Below are 15421 nucleotides of genomic sequence, written 5' to 3' on the forward strand. Positions count from 1 at the left end.
TGTAGGATGCAAAAGTGATCGGGCGCGCGGCGCAGGCGGCGCGCCCTTACTTTTGGAGAGTCCATGATTCGTTTGAAGACCCTGGCGCTTGGTGCCGCATCGGCCATCGCACTCATCGGGGCCGCGCACGCGCCGGCCTACGCGCAACGCACCACGCCGGACGCCGCGCCGGAAATCGCCACCGGCTACAAGGAAAAAGCCGGCAAGTCGGCGCAAAAATTCATGGTCGCCGCCGCCAATCCGCTGGCCACGCAGGCCGGCTACGAGATGCTGAGGCAGGGCGGCGCCGCGATCGACGCCGCCGTCGCCACCCAGCTGGTGCTGACGCTGGTCGAGCCGCAATCGTCCGGCATCGGCGGCGGCTCCTTCCTGATGTACGCCGACGGCAAGCGCGTGCAATCCTACGACGGCCGCGAAACCGCGCCCGCGTCGGCCGACGAACACCTGTTCCAGGACACCGACGGCAAGCCGGTGTCGCGCGAAGTCGGCGTGATCGGCGGCCGCTCGGTCGGCGCGCCCGGCGTGCTGCGCATGCTGGAGCTGGCGCACCAGCAACACGGCCGGCTGCCGTGGAAAACCCTGTTCGGCCCCGCGATCAAGCTGGCGGAGAACGGCTTCGCCGTCAGCCCGCGCCTGAACGCGCTGATCTCGTGGGACAAATACCTGGCCCGCGACCCGGTCGCCAAGGCCTACTTCTTCGACGCCGACGGCAAACCGCGCCCGGTCGGCTACATCCTGAAAAACCCCGAACTGGCGCGCACGCTGCATGAAATCGCCGACGGCGGCGCCGACGCCTTCTACAAGGGCCGCATCGCCAGGGACATCGCCGCCAAGGTGGCCGGCCATCCGACCAATCCCGGCAAGCTGACCGCCGCCGACATCGCCGGCTACCAGGCCAAGGAACGCGCGCCGATCTGCAGCGACTACAAGGCCTGGACCGTGTGCGGCGCGCCGCCGCCGTCGTCGGGCGGCATCGCCATCGCGCAGATGCTGGGCATCCTGGAGGTCAAGGACATCGATCCGTACAAGCCGGTCAACGGCCAGCTGACCGCCGAGGGCATCCACCTGTTCAGCGAAGCGGGCCGCCTGGCCTACGCCGACCGCAACCGCTACGTCGCCGACACCGACTTCGTGCCGCTGCCCGGCAAGGGCGTGGCCGCGATGCTGGACAAGGGCTACCTGAAACGGCGCGCCGCACTGATCGGCGACCAGTCGATGGGCACCGCGCGCTACGGCACGCCGGACAGCATGCAAGTCGCCTGGGGCGCCGACACCGCGATCGACAAGCCATCCACCTCCCACCTGGTGGCGGTGGACGCCTTCGGCGGCGGCCTGTCGATGACCACCTCGGTGGAAGACGCCTTCGGCGCGCGCCAGATGGTCGACGGCTTCATGCTCAACAACCAGCTGACCGACTTCTCCTTCGACTCGCGCGACGCCGACGGCCCGATCGCCAACCGGGTCCAGGCCGGCAAGCGCCCGCGCAGCGCGATGTCGCCGACGCTGGTGTTCGACAAGGGCACGCAGCGGCTGGTGCTGGCCACCGGCTCGCCGGGCGGCTCGGCCATCATCAACTACGTGGCCAAGGTGCTGGTCGGTACGCTGGACTGGCAGCTCGACGTGCAGCAGGCCATCAGCCTGCCGAACCTGGGCAGCCGCAACGGCCCGACCGAGCTGGAAGCGGGCCGCGTCAGCCGCGCCGTGGTCGACCAGCTGAAGGCGCGCGGCCACGACATCCGCGAGTACGAGCAGAACTCCGGCCTGCAGGGCATCCAGCGCCGCGTCGTCGACGGCAAGCCGCAGTGGTTCGGCGGCGCCGATCCGCGCCGCGAAGGCGTGGTGTTGGGCGACTGACACCCAGACCGAACGGATTTACGCTGCACTGCAAAAAAAATCGTTGTAATAATTTTATCTTCCTGCTAAGGTTCGACCGGATAGCGTTTGGATATTTGGCGGGAGCAGGCGATGAGAGAAGGATTGTGGGACAAGGCCCGCGGGATCGGTATTATTCTGGTGGTGTTCGGGCACATTATGCGCAGTTTGACTGCGGCACATGTGGCGGGCGAAAACAATCCGTTGGCGTTTACCGACTTCGCGCTGTATACCTTCCACATGCCCTTGTTTTTCATGCTGGCCGGGATCAACGCCGCGCGCAGCCTGGGTAAAGACAACTTCATCAAAAGTAAAATCCCGACCATCGTCTACCCCTACCTGCTGTGGTCGGTTATCAATGGCGTGATGCAGTTGCTGTCCCCTGTGGCGGCCAACAACGCCTTGCCGTTGTCGGCGCTGGCGCAAATTCTGTGGCAGCCGGTATTTCACTATTGGTTCCTGCACACGCTGTTCATCTGCGTCGTGTTGGCGTATCTGGTGGGGCCGAACAAGGTTCGGTTGGCGGTGTTTGCAGCGGTGATTTATCCGATCGGCGTTTATTTGCGCCCGCAGATTCCCGCCTTGGGCAACCCCATGATTTTCATGGTGTTCTACGCGGCTGGCATACTGCTCAGCGACCGCGTCAAAGGCGTGGTCGCGCGCAGCGCCACGCCGCTGGGCGTGGCCGCGACGGCGGCCGGGCTGGCGGCGGCGATCTACGTCGCCGGCCAGTTGGGCGGCTACACCGACCCGTCGGCGCTCGGCGCGGCGGTGCTTGGTATCCTGTTGGTCCTGCAACTGGCCTATCTGCTGCCGGATGCCGGGCCGATGCGCATCATCGCGCTGCTGGGATTGGCGTCGATGCCGATCTATCTGGTGCATATGCTTTGCGGCGCCGTCGTGCGCATGGTCCTGATTAAAGTGTTCCACACCACCAACTTTCCGCTGCACCTGGTGGCGGGCGTGGTGTTCGCGCTGCTGCTGCCGACGATATTCTTTTACTGCGCCTACCGCCTCGGCATCGAACGCTGGTTTGGTTTCGCCGGCGGCGAGCAGGCGTTCGGGCGTTTCGGCTTCAAGCAGGGTGGGCAGCTGGAAAAATCTTCTTCTTGAGCGCCGTTGGGTAGGCTTAATTAATTTGGAACGGGCGTGGCATGAGAGAGCGATTATGGGATACGGCGCGTGGCATCGGCATCGTACTGGTGGTGTACGGGCACATGCTGCGCGGCCTGATGGACGGCGGCATGGTCCGTGGCATGGACGCCCTGGTGTTTTCCGACTTCGCGATCTATACCTTCCACATGCCGTTGTTCTTCATACTCGCCGGCATGAACGCGGCCAAGGGATTGTCGCGGCCAAATTTTTTGAAAAGTAAGATACCCAGCATCGTCTACCCCTATCTGCTATGGTCGCTGATCCAGGGCACGATACAACTGTCGATGCAGGGCACGACCAATCATTCGTTCACCTTGCAGCAGTTGTTGTCCATCCTGTGGATGCCGGTGTTCCAGTTCTGGTTTCTCTACGCGATCATGCTGTGCCATGTGTTCGCGTGGGTGACCACGGCGGATCGGCTCAAGCTGGGCATCTTCGCCCTGGCCGCCTATCCGGTCGGCCTGTACATGACGGGGCCGGTCGCCATCATCGGCGTGGCGATGAACTTCTTCATTTTCTACACCGCCGGCGTGTTCCTCGGACCGTATCTGAAAGAGATCGTGGAGCGCATGGCCAATCCGCGCGGCTTGCTGATGACCGCCATCGGACTGACGATCGCCATTTTCGTCGCCAGCCGGGTCGGCACTTACCGCGCGCCGTCGGCGCTGAGCGCGGCCTTCCTCGGCAGTTTGCTGGTGCTGCAACTGGCGCGTCTGCTGCCGGAGGGCGGCATGCTGCGCATGGTCGAGCTGCTGGGGCAGGCGTCGATGCCGATCTATCTGATGCATATCATGGGCACGGCCGGCGCCCGTATTTTCCTGCTGAAGCTGCACATCACCAATGTCGGCATCCATCTGGTGTTCGGCGTCCTGTGCGGCTTGTTGTTGCCGTTGCTGGCGTTTTATCTCAGCTATCTGACCCGCAAGGAACACTGGTTCGGCTTCGGCGGCGGCGAGCAAGCTTTCGGCGGCTTCGGCGCCGCCCGCGTCGGGAAGAATGTTTCTTAAGTTGAATATTGCCGGTCCACCAGAATCTCTCCCCAAACGGCATGGACCCTGCTAATCTTCTTCAATGGGAATTCAAAAGAAAACAGGATTAATCCTGACGGGAGGCGGAGCCCGCGCGGCCTATCAGGTCGGCGTGCTGCAGGCGATTTCGCAGATCTTGTGGGAGGCCGGCTGGCCGCCCGCGCGCAATCCCTTCGACATCATCTGCGGCACCTCGGCCGGCGCCATCAACGCCACCGCGCTGGCCTGCCGCGCCGACAACTTCGGCGAGGGCGTGCAAAAGCTGCTCGACGTCTGGCAGAACATCGAAGTCGAACAGGTCTACCGCGCCGACTCGCTGGGCGTGATCCGCTCCGGCGCGCGCTGGCTGTCGCTGCTGTCGTTCGGCTGGCTGCTGCGCAAATGGCGCGCCGCGCCGCCGGCGTCGCTGCTGGACAACACGCCGCTGGTCGGCCTGCTGCACCGCATGCTCGACCTGCCCCGGCTCGACGCCGTGCTGTCCGAAGGCCTGCTGCACGCGCTGGCCGTCACCGCTTCGTCCTACAGCGGCGGCAACCACCTGACCTTCTACCAGACCGCCGCCGACATCGCGCCGTGGGTCCGCATGCAGCGCGTCGCGCTGCAGGACCAGATCGGCGTCGAGCACCTGTTGGCGTCGTCGGCGATCCCGTTCATCTTCCCGGCCACGCCGCTGTACATGGGCGGCCACCGCGAATACTGCGGCGACGGTTCGATGCGCCAGCTGGCGCCGATCTCGCCGGCGATCCACCTCGGCGCCTCCAAGGTGCTGGTGGTCGGCGCCGGCCGCCTGACCGAACCGCCGCGCAGCGCCGCCGAGAAAAGCGCGGCGCGCTATCCGAGCGTGGCGCAGATCGCCGGCCACGCGATGTCGTCGATCTTCCTCGACGGCCTGGCGGTCGACATCGAGCGGCTGGAACGGGTCAACAAGACGCTGTCGATGCTGCCGCCGGAGTACCTGGAGAAGACCCCGCTCAAGCCGATCCAGCTGCTGGTGATCGCGCCGTCCGAGCGCCTGGACGACATCGCCACGCGCCACATCGGCAGCCTGCCGGCGCCGATCCGCACCATGTTGTCGGGCATCGGCGCCACCGAAACGCGCGGCGCCGCGCTCGCTTCCTATCTATTATTCGAATCGACGTATACTTGTGAATTGATCCGACTCGGGCAGCGCGATACGCAGGCCCGAAAGGACGACGTGCTGGCCTTCTTCGAATCCTGACATAACGGGTCTCGCTTGCTGTTTTCAAGACGCCTTTGCCGCCGACTACTGCTGCCGGCCCTGCTGTTGTGGGGGCTCGGCATGGCCGCCGCATGGGCCGGCGCGCCGCCGCGCACGCTGCGTTTCGAGCAGCTCAGCGTCGAACACGGACTGGCGCAGGAGTCGGTGCTGGCCATCGCCCAGGACCGTCAGGGTTTCATCTGGCTAGGCACCCAGGCCGGCCTGACCCGCTTCGACGGCTACCGCACCACCACCTATAAAAGCGCCGTCTCCGACCCGCGCAGCCTGGGCGACAACTGGGTGCGGGTGCTGCACCTGGACCGCGCCGGCCAGCTGTGGGTCGGCACCGACGGCGGCCTGGATCGCTACGAACCCGGCACCAGGAGCTTCACCCATTTCCTGCCGGCCGAATCCAGCCAGCGCGGCAACGGCAACCGCCACGTGCGCGCCATCGCCGACGACGGCGCCGGCGGCTTGTGGGTGGCCAGCGCCGACGGCCTGCATCACTTCGACCCGGCCGGCAAGCGTTTCACCAGCTGGCACAACGACCCGGCCGATGCCGGCAGCCTGGCCAACGACCAGGTCAACGCGCTGGCGCGCGACGCCGCCGGCCGGCTGTGGGTCGGCACCGCCACCGGCCTGGACATGCTGGCGCCGGGCGCTTCCAGCTTCCAGCACTACACCATCGACGCCGCCGCCGACGGCAAGTCCAACGCGGTGGTCGCGCTGCAGGTCGACAGCGCGCAGACGCTGTGGGTCGGCACCATGGTCGGACTGGAGCAGTGGCGCCTGCAGGGCGCCGAACCGCAACGCCGCCGACTCGGCGCGCGCGAAGGGCTGAAGCCCGGCGTCAGCATCACCACCTTGTACCAGGACGCCGACAATCAGGTGTGGGTCGGCTCGCTGGCCGACGGCTTGTTCCGCTGGCTGCCGGCGGAGAACCGGCTGGTGCAGTACCGCCATCAGTTCAGCGACGCCCACAGCGTGGCGGACAACCAGATCTCGGCGCTGTTCCGCGACCGCGTCGGCACCTTCTGGGTCGGCACCTGGAACGACGGCGTCAGCCGGGTCGACATGGGCAGCGGCGGCTTCGCGCGCATCGTGCGCCAGGCGGACGCGCCCAATCCGCTGTCGGACAACAAGATCCGCGCCATCGTTCCGGACGGCCGCGGCAGGCTGTGGCTGGGCAGCAGCGGCGGGCTGAATCTGTACGATCCGCTCAGCGGCGAGAGCCGGATATGGCGCCACGATCCGCTCAGCGCCAACAGCCTGAGCGACGACCAGGTCAGCGCCGTGTGGCGCGACAAGGGCGGCAACCTGTGGATCGGCGGGCGCGCCGGCATCAACCACCTGAACCTGGCCACCGGCGCGATCCGCGCCTTGTCCTTCGTGCGCGGCGATCCGGCCAGCGACACCATCCGCAACATCGTCGGCGACCGCGCCGGGGTGCTGTGGATCGCCTCGCGCGGCGGCCTGCACCGGCTCGACCCGCAGACGATGGAGACGCGCACCTTCCGCCACGATCCGTCCGACAGCGGCAGCCTGGCCGACAACGTGGTGCGGCCGATACTTGAAGACCGCAAGGGCCGGCTGTGGATCGGCACCTTCAACGGCCTCGATCTGCTGGACCGCAAGACCGGCAAGTTCCGCCACTTCCGCCGCGACGCGGCCGATCCGTCCAGCCTCAGTCACGACGAGGTGCACTACCTGTACGAGGACGCGCAGGGCGCGATCTGGGTCGGCACGGCGGCGGGACTGAACAGGATGGAGATCGCGGCCGACGGCGCCGTGCGCTTCCGCCGCTACCTGCGCAAGGACGGCATCGCCGACGACGCCATCGCCGCCATCCTGCCCGACGACGCGGGCAACCTGTGGCTGAGCACCAACAGCGGCCTGTCGCGCCTGAACGTCGAGACGGGAGCGGTGCGCAACTACGGCGGCGCCGACGGCACCATCGAAGGCGCCTACTTCGACGGCGCCGCGCTGCGCACGCCGGACGGCACGCTGTACTTCGGCGGTTTCAACGGCATCACCGCGTTCTCGCCGCCGGAGGTGCGCGAGAACAGCGTGGCGCCGGCCGTGGCCATCACCGATTTCCAGATCTTCAACAAGTCGCTGCAGCCGGGGCAGGGCGACCACCCGCAGGTGCTGAAGACCGCGATCGAACACACCGCCGCGCTGACGCTGCTGGAGGCCGACTCGATGTTCTCGCTGGAGTTCGCGGCGCTGCACTACGCCGCGCCGCAGCGCAACCGCTTCGCCTACCAGTTGCAGGGCTTCGACCAGGACTGGGTGGTGACCGATTCCAGCAAGCGCTTCGCCACCTACACCAATCTGGACGCGGGCACCTACGTGTTCCGCGTCAAGGCCGCCAACAAGGACGGCATCTGGAACGACAACCCGGCCACGCTGGAGATCACCATCCGGCCGCCGTTCTGGAAGACCTGGTGGTTCCGCAGCCTGATGGCGCTGCTGGCGCTGGGCTGCGGCTACGCCGCCTATCACGTGCGGGTGCGCCGCCTGCGCCGCCAGCAGCAGCGGCTGGAACAGCTGGTCGGCTCGCGCACGGCGGAAGTCGAACACAAGAACCAGCAGCTGCAACAGCAGAAGCAGGAACTGGAACAGCGCCGGCTGGAGGCGGAGGCGCAGCGCGCCGAGGCCGAGCAGCGCCGCATCGATGCCGAGCGGCAGACGGCGCAGGTGGAACAGGCGCACCGCAACATCTCGGTGCTGAGCGAACTGAGTCGCGAGATGAGCGCCACGCTGGACATGGAAACCACCATGCGCGCGCTGTACCGCCACGTGCACCACCTGATGGACGCGCAGATCTTCGGCATCGGCTTCCTGCGCGAGGAGGAGGGCGTGATCGACTTCCCGTTCGCGATCGAGGGCGGGGTGCGCGCCTTCCCCTACCAGCGCCGGCTGGACCAGCCCAACCAGCTGGCCGTATGGTGCCTGACGCGGCGCAAGCCCATTCTCATCAACGACTTCGAATCCGAGTACCGCCACTACCACCTGGACGACGGCGTGCCGGACCAGGCGGCGCCCTACATCCGTGAAGACAGCGCCACCTCCGGCATCGTGCATTCGATGATGTACGCGCCGCTGGTGGTCGGCGACAAGGTGGTCGGCCTGCTGTGCGTGCAAAGCAAGGAGCGCGACTGCTACCAGCAGGTGCACATGGACATGCTGCAGACGCTGGCCTCGCACGCCGCCGCCGGACTGGAAAACGCGCGCGCCAACCGCGCCCTGCGCGACAACGAGGAACGCCTGCGTCTGGCCAAGCGCAAGGCGGAGGACGCGACCCGGCAGAAATCCGAGTTCCTGGCCAATATGAGCCACGAGATGCGCACCCCGCTGGCCGGCGTGATCGGCATGCTGGGCTTCGCGCTGCGCGACGCGCGGCTGGCCGAGACCACTCGCGAGCAGATCCTGCGCGGCCAAGCCAACGCCCAGTCGCTGCTGTCGATCATCAACGACCTGCTGGACTTCTCCAAGATCGAAGCCGGCAAGCTGTCGATCGAGAACATCGACTTCTCGTTGTCGGCGGCGGTGGAAAACGTGGTCAGCCTGTTCGAGGAGCAGGCCGCCGCCCACAGCGTCGGCTTCAGGCTGGAATTCGGCGAGGAATTGCCGCAATTCGTAGTCGGCGACCCGACCCGCCTGCGGCAGGTGCTGGTCAACCTGGTCGGCAACGCCTTCAAGTTCACCCAGCTGGGCGAGGTGCGCATGCGCGTCGAGCGCGTGCCGCACGACGGCGCGCTAAACCGCATCCGCTTCACCGTCGCCGACACCGGCATCGGCATCGAAGCCGACGCGATCCCGCGCCTGTTCCAGCAGTTCGAACAGGCCGACGCCTCGACCACCCGCCGCTACGGCGGCACCGGCCTGGGACTGGCGATCTGCCGCCAGCTGGTGGAGCTGATGGGCGGCGACATCAGCGCCGTCAGCACCCCCGGGCAGGGCAGCACCTTCATCTTCGAGGTGCCGCTGGCGAACGGCGTGGCGCCGCCGCTGGTGCCGCACGTGCCGCGCGAGCCGCACAGCCACCAGCTGAAGGTGTTGTGCGCCGAGGACTTCCCGACCAACCAGATCATCATCCGCATGATGCTGGAGGACCTGGGGCACAAGGTCGACATCGCCGCCAACGGCGCGCTGGCGGTCAAGGCCTGCTCGCTGACCCGCTACGACTTGATCCTGATGGACGGCCGCATGCCGGAGATGGACGGCGCCAGCGCCACCCGCATGATCCGCTCCGGCGGCACCGAGGCGGCGCCGGTGCGCGACCAGGAGCTGATGATCATCGCGCTGACCGCCAACGCCAGCGAGGAGGACCGCAGCCGCTATCTGGCCTCCGGCATGGACGATTTCCTCACCAAGCCGATCGACGAGGACAAGCTGCACTTCCAGCTGAGCCGCGCCATCGAACGCCAGCTGCAGCGCGGCTTCCGCCTGCCGCGCATGGAGCCGCGCACCAATCCGGCGCACGGCACGCCGGAGCTGGACGCGCTGTTCGGCGTGGCCCCGGCCGGGTTGGAGCCGGCCCGCCTGGCGCAGCACAGCGGCGGGGCTGGCGATCTGAAAGCCCGCTTGCGCGCCGCCTTCAACCAGGACGCGCCGCTGCGGCTCGCGGATCTGGAACACGCGCTGGCGCAGCGGGACGGCGAGGTCGCCAGCCGTCTGCTGCACGGCATGAAGGGCAGCGCCGGCTACCTGGAGCAGCAGGAGCTGCAGGCGCTGTGCGGCGATCTGGAACTGGAGGCCGACCACGCCAACTGGACGCAATTGACCGCCGCCATGCCGCTGCTGCGCCGTTTGCTGGCGCAAGTGGCCGCGCTCAGCTCCGCCTGAGGTGCGATCCGATTCGCAATCTGTTGTCCTGGACGCTGCTGTCGTGTTTATAATGTAAGATCGATGCAAACGTGCCGTACTGAAGTCGCGCTGAATAGTCGCTAAGGTAGTTGTCAATGGCACAGGGAGTCACATGAAAGTACTGGTGGTGGACGACGACGTCGTCTCGCGCATGGTGTTGATGCATTTGATCGACAGCTGCGGCAAGTTCGACATCGTGGAAGCGGAAGACGGTGCGGATGCGTGGCGGCAGCTGGAGGGCGGCTTGCGGCCGGCGATCTGCTTTTGCGACCTGCGCATGCCGCGCCTGTCGGGCATGGAGCTGCTGCAGCGGATGAAGGCTTCCCCGGAATTCAGCGGCATGCCCTTCGTGCTGGTCACTTCGGCCACCGACAAGGATACCGTGACCGAGGCCACCAACTCCGGCGTGGCCGGCTACATCGTCAAACCGTTCCAGGCGGAGCAGGTGCGGATCCACCTGGCCAATTTCCTCGACCAGGCCGCAGACAGCCATGAGCACCTGGCCGAGGAGCCCGCGCTCACGCTGCGCCGGCTGGGCATCAACGCCGAACGGCTGCTGGTGTACCTGAGCGGCTTCCAGAACCAGCTGGCCGCCGCCGCCGGCGACCTGGAACTGATGCTGGGCAGGGGCGAGCAGCAGGAGGCGCAGCTGCGCATCGACCGCCTGCACGCCGGCTGCATCACCCTCGGCCTGCAGGGCGCCGCCGCCGCGCTGAAGAGCTTCGGCCCCGGACGTCTGTCCAACGACGGGGTGCAGGCGGTGCTGGCCGATGTGACCCGCGCCGTGGCCCATCAGGCGGCGCTGGTGCGCGACAGCGCGGCGGCGTGATTCGTTAGCGCTTGATGTTGAGATAGTTTAGGTTTAAAGTATCTGCTGTGTGAGCAGTGGATACGACCGACCTTCAACTTCAGGGCGACTATGACCAGACCGACCGGCAGTGCTTATACCGACCATTTCGCACGGGCGCACCTGCCGCCGGTGGATCTGTGGCCCGAATTGCGCTTCGACCTGCCCGAGCTCCAGTACCCGCCGCGCCTCAACTGCGTGGCCGAGCTGCTGGGCGGAGCGCTCGCCGCCGGCGCCGGCGGGCGTGTCGCCATCCTGGGAGCGCAGCTGAGCTGGACCTATGTCGAGCTGCAGGCGCAAGTCGACCGCATCGCCCACGTCCTGCGCGGCACACTGAAACTGGAAGCGGGCAACCGCGTGCTGCTGCGCGGCGCGAACAACCCGATGATGGCGGCCTGCATCCTGGCGGTGATCAAGGCCGGCTGCATCGCGCTGCCGACCATGCCGCTGCTGCGCGCGCGCGAACTGGGCGTGATCGCCGACAAGGCGCAGGTCGACGCCGTGCTGTGCGCCGACGGCTTGCGCGCGGAGCTGGACCTGGCCGCGCTGCCCGAGGCCGCGCGCGCCCGCACGCTGTACTTCGGCGCCGACGGCGGTCCCGGCTCGCTGGAGGCGCTGATGGCGGCGCAGCCGGCGCAATACGCGGCGGTCGACACGGCGGCGGACGACATCTGCCTGATCAGTTTCACCTCCGGCACCACCGGCATCCCCAAGGGCACGATGCATTTCCATCGCGACGTGATGGCGATCTGCGACTGCTTCCCGCGCTCGGTGTTGCGCACGCAGCGCGACGACATCTTCATCGGCACGCCGCCGCTGGCCTTTACCTTCGGCCTCGGCGGCCTGCTGCTGTTTCCGTTGCGGGTGGGGGCCACCGCCGTGCTGCTGGAAAAGCTGTCGCCCGAGACTCTGCTGAAAGCGATAGAGACGTACCGCGCCACAGTGTGCTTTACTGCGCCGACCTTCTATCGTCAGATGGCGGCGCTGGCCGACCGCTTCGACCTGGCCAGCCTGAAGAAATCCGTGTCGGCCGGCGAAGCGCTGCCGCTGGCGACGCGCGAGAGCTGGCGCCAGGCCACCGGCCTGACGATGATCGACGGCATAGGCGCGACCGAGCTGCTGCACATCTTCATCTCGGCGGCGGACGAGCAGGTGCGGCCCGGCGCGACCGGCAAACCGGTGCCGGGCTACCAGGCCTGCATCCTCGACCAGGAAGGGCGGCCGGTGGGGCCGGGCGTGATCGGGCGGCTGGCGGTGAAGGGGCCGACCGGCTGCCGCTACCTGGCCGATGATCGCCAGCGCGATTATGTGCTGAACGGCTGGAACCTGACCGGCGACGCCTACGAGATGGACGCCGACGGTTATTTTTACTACCGCTCGCGCACCGACGACATGATCATCTCGGCCGGCTACAACATCGCCGGGCCGGAAGTGGAAGACGCGCTGCTGCGCCATCCGGCGGTGGCGGAGTGCGGCGTGATCGGCAAGCCGGACGAAGAGCGCGGTCAGATCGTGGAGGCGCATGTGGTGCTGAAGCCTGAATTCGAAGCGTCGCCCGGCCTGGCATCGGAATTGCAGGAATTCGTCAAAGGGCAGATCGCGCCCTACAAATATCCGCGCTCGGTCAAGTTCCCGAGCGCGCTGCCGCGCACCGAAACCGGCAAGCTGCAACGTTTTAAACTGCGTCATGAATGAAAATCGAATGAATATCGTATGCATAGGCGGCGGCCCGGCGGGCCTGTATTTCAGCCTGCTGATGAAGAAGCAAAACCCGTCCCACCGGATCACGGTGGTGGAGCGCAATCGCCCCTACGACACCTTCGGCTGGGGCGTGGTGTTTTCCGACCAGACGCTGGGCAACCTGATGAACGCCGACGAGCCGAGCGCACGCGCGATCCTGGAATCGTTCAACCACTGGGACGATATCGACGTCTTCTTCAAAGGGGAGAAGATCACGTCCGGCGGCCACGGCTTCTGCGGCATCGGCCGCAAGCGGCTGCTGAACATCCTGCAGGCGCGCTGCGAAGAGCTGGGCGTATCGCTGGTGTTCGAAACCGAGGTGCTGGACGACCAGGAGCTCGCCGCGCGCTACAACGCCGATCTGGTGATCGCCTCGGACGGCTTGAACAGCCGCACCCGCAGCCGCTATGCGGATAGCTACCAGCCGCAGATCGAAGCGCGCCAATGCCGCTTCGTGTGGCTGGGCACGCGCAAGAAGTTCGACGCCTTCACCTTCGCCTTCAAACAGACGGAGCACGGCTGGTTCCAGGCGCACATCTACCAGTACGACGCCGACACCTCGACCTTCATCGTCGAGACGCCGGAGTCGGTGTGGCGCGCGGCGGGCCTGGAGGAGATGGAGCCGGAGCAGGCGATCGCATATTGCGAACGTCTGTTCGCGGACCAGTTGGACGGGCATGCGCTGATGTCGAATTCGGCGCACCTGCGCGGCTCCGGCATGTGGATCAAGTTCCCGCGCATCGTCTGCGGCAAGTGGGTGCATTGGAACGGCGCCGTACCGGTGGTGTTGATGGGCGACGCCGCGCACAGCGCGCATTATTCGATCGGCTCCGGCACCAAGCTGGCGCTGGAGGACGCGATCGAACTGGCGCGCTGCTTCGGCGCGAACGCCGGCGCCGAAGCAGCGCTGGCCAGCTACGAATCGCTGCGCGCGGTGGAGGTGGTGAAGCTGCAAAGCGCGGCGCGCAATTCGATGGAATGGTTCGAGAACGTCGACCGCTACACGGCGATGGAAGCGCCGCAGTTCGCCTACTCGATGCTGACGCGCAGCCAGCGCCTGTCGCACGAAAACCTGCGCCTGCGCGACGCCGCTTACGTCGCCGACTACGAAACATGGTTCGCCACCCGCGCCTTCGAACAGGCCGGCCTGGCCGCGCCCGCCCAGCCGCCATCCGGCCAGGCCGCCGCCGGATCCGGCGCGCCGGTGCCGCCGATGTTCACACCATTCAAAGTCCGTGGCCTCACGCTGAAAAACCGCATTTTGGTTTCGCCGATGGCCCAATACAGCGCGGTCGACGGCACGGTGGGCGACTACCATCTGGCCCACCTGGGCGCCCGCGCCATGGGCGGCGCCGCCATGGTCTTCGCCGAGATGACCTGCGTCTCCGCCGACGCCCGCATCACGCCGGCCTGTCCCGGCATGTACACGCCCGGGCACACGCAAGCCTGGAAGCGTATCGTCGACTTTGTCCACAACCACACCGACGCCGGCATCGCCCTGCAACTGGGCCACGCCGGCGCCAAAGGCTCCACGCGCGTCATGTGGGACGGCATCGACCAGCCGCTCAACGACGGCAACTGGCCGCTGCTCTCCGCCTCGCCGCAGCAATACCTTGAAAACATATCGCAAACCGCCCGCGAGATGAGCGCGGCCGACATGGACCGCATTCAATCCGACTTCGTCCGCGCCACGCTGGCCGCCGACGCCGCCGGCTTCGACTGGCTCGAACTGCACTGCGCACACGGCTACCTGCTGTCGTCCTTCATCTCGCCGCTGACCAACCAGCGCCACGACGAATACGGCGGCAGCCTGGAAAACCGCTGCCGCTATCCGCTGCGCGTGTTCGCCGCCATGCGCGCCGCCTGGCCGGCACACAAGCCGATGAGCGTACGCATTTCCGCGCACGACTGGGTCGAAGGCGGCATCACGCCGGACGACGCGGTGCGGATCGCGCGATTGTTCAAAGCGGCCGGCGCCGACATGATCGACTGCTCGTCGGGCCAGGTCAGCAAGCAGGAAAAACCGATATACGGCCGCATGTTCCAGACCCCGTTCGCGGACCGGGTGCGCAACGAAGCCGGCATCGGCACCATCGCGGTCGGCTCGATCTTCGAAGCCGACCACGCCAACGGCATCATCGCCGCCGGCCGCGCCGATCTGTGCGCCGTGGGGCGGCCACACCTGGCAAATCCAGCGTGGACGCTCGTCGAAGCCGCACGCATCGGCTACACGGCGGTGGCCTGGCCGAAGCAGTACCTGCCGGGCAAGCAGCAACTGGAGCGCAACCTCGAACGCGAACGCCAACTCGCCGCCGCCAGCAACGGCCTGACGCCGCAACAAGTAGCAGCCAAGCTGCTGGAAGGCTGAGATGAGCGACGCCCCCAAGCCCGCCGCCCCGCGCGACGCCTACCTCGCCCCCGGCTCCGCCCCCGCACCCGCCGCCGCCGCATCGCCCGTTGCCATCGGGGCGTCCGCCGCCGCCGCGCCACCAGCAGCCATCGCGTCACCCGCCGCCGCCGCGTCACCAACTGCCACCGTGGCGCCCGCCGCCGCCGCCGCCGCCGCCTCGCCCGCCGCCGCCGCGTCGCCCGCCGCCGCCGCGTCGCCCGTTGCCATCGCATCGCCCGCCGCCGCCGCGAGTTGATCAATCCGGCCCAGGCCAGCGTGCAGGCGCCGGCCGGCGATCC

9 protein-coding genes are annotated in these 15421 nt (G+C 67.1%); 8 read left to right on the plus strand and 1 reads right to left on the minus strand.

The annotated features are described in order from the left end of the window. Positions 1-63: 63 nt before the first annotated feature. From ggt to GW587_RS26715, 8 genes are all read left to right on the plus strand, one after another. Positions 64-1854, plus strand: a complete 1791-nt coding sequence (gene ggt, locus GW587_RS26680; protein WP_166107930.1) for a gamma-glutamyltransferase — start codon at positions 64-66, stop codon at positions 1852-1854. A gap of 111 nt (positions 1855-1965) precedes the next feature. After that, a complete protein-coding gene (locus GW587_RS26685; protein WP_166107931.1) occupies positions 1966-2985 on the plus strand; it encodes an acyltransferase family protein in 1020 nt (339 codons plus the stop codon). A 41-nt stretch (positions 2986-3026) separates the two neighbouring features. After that, a complete protein-coding gene (locus GW587_RS26690) occupies positions 3027-4034 on the plus strand; it encodes an acyltransferase family protein (RefSeq protein WP_166107932.1) in 1008 nt (335 codons plus the stop codon). 64 nt (positions 4035-4098) lie between these two features. Beyond that, a complete protein-coding gene (locus GW587_RS26695) occupies positions 4099-5274 on the plus strand; it encodes a patatin-like phospholipase family protein (protein ID WP_166107933.1) in 1176 nt (391 codons plus the stop codon). A gap of 81 nt (positions 5275-5355) precedes the next feature. Further along, complete coding sequence (locus GW587_RS26700; RefSeq protein ID WP_166107934.1) at positions 5356-10125, plus strand: two-component regulator propeller domain-containing protein; 4770 nt, start codon at positions 5356-5358, stop codon at positions 10123-10125. 133 nt (positions 10126-10258) lie between these two features. Next, the gene (locus GW587_RS26705; RefSeq protein WP_166107935.1) at positions 10259-10975 is read left to right on the plus strand and encodes a response regulator; all 717 of its coding nucleotides are present in this window, start codon (positions 10259-10261) and stop codon (positions 10973-10975) included. A gap of 90 nt (positions 10976-11065) precedes the next feature. After that, positions 11066-12688 (plus strand): AMP-binding protein, encoded by a 1623-nt coding sequence (locus GW587_RS26710; protein WP_166107936.1) that lies wholly within the window; start codon positions 11066-11068, stop codon positions 12686-12688. A 7-nt stretch (positions 12689-12695) separates the two neighbouring features. Then, positions 12696-15101: a bifunctional salicylyl-CoA 5-hydroxylase/oxidoreductase gene (locus GW587_RS26715; protein WP_166107937.1), complete on the plus strand. Its 2406-nt coding sequence runs from the start codon at positions 12696-12698 to the stop codon at positions 15099-15101. A gap of 39 nt (positions 15102-15140) precedes the next feature. On the opposite strand, the gene GW587_RS31095 is transcribed toward GW587_RS26715, so the two are convergent. Further along, the coding region (locus GW587_RS31095) for a hypothetical protein (protein WP_207393655.1) at positions 15141-15421 on the minus strand (281 nt) is incomplete at its 5' end.

Origin of the sequence: Duganella aceris, assembly GCF_011090165.1 — a bacterium.
In the GTDB taxonomy this organism is placed as follows: Bacteria; Pseudomonadota; Gammaproteobacteria; order Burkholderiales; family Burkholderiaceae_D; genus Rugamonas; species Rugamonas aceris.

Bases quoted from the DNA above. Each gene is read 5' to 3' on its own strand.
- GW587_RS26710 (WP_166107936.1), top strand. From the start codon at position 11,066: ATGACCAGACCGACCGGCAGTGCTTATACCGACCATTTCGCACGGGCG.
- GW587_RS26695 (WP_166107933.1), top strand. From the start codon at position 4,099: ATGGGAATTCAAAAGAAAACAGGATTAATCCTGACGGGAGGCGGAGCC.
- GW587_RS26690 (WP_166107932.1), top strand. From the start codon at position 3,027: ATGAGAGAGCGATTATGGGATACGGCGCGTGGCATCGGCATCGTACTG.
- ggt (WP_166107930.1), top strand. From the start codon at position 64: ATGATTCGTTTGAAGACCCTGGCGCTTGGTGCCGCATCGGCCATCGCA.
- GW587_RS26685 (WP_166107931.1), top strand. From the start codon at position 1,966: ATGAGAGAAGGATTGTGGGACAAGGCCCGCGGGATCGGTATTATTCTG.
- GW587_RS26700 (WP_166107934.1), top strand. From the start codon at position 5,356: ATGGCCGCCGCATGGGCCGGCGCGCCGCCGCGCACGCTGCGTTTCGAG.
- GW587_RS26705 (WP_166107935.1), top strand. From the start codon at position 10,259: ATGAAAGTACTGGTGGTGGACGACGACGTCGTCTCGCGCATGGTGTTG.
- GW587_RS26715 (WP_166107937.1), top strand. From the start codon at position 12,696: ATGAATATCGTATGCATAGGCGGCGGCCCGGCGGGCCTGTATTTCAGC.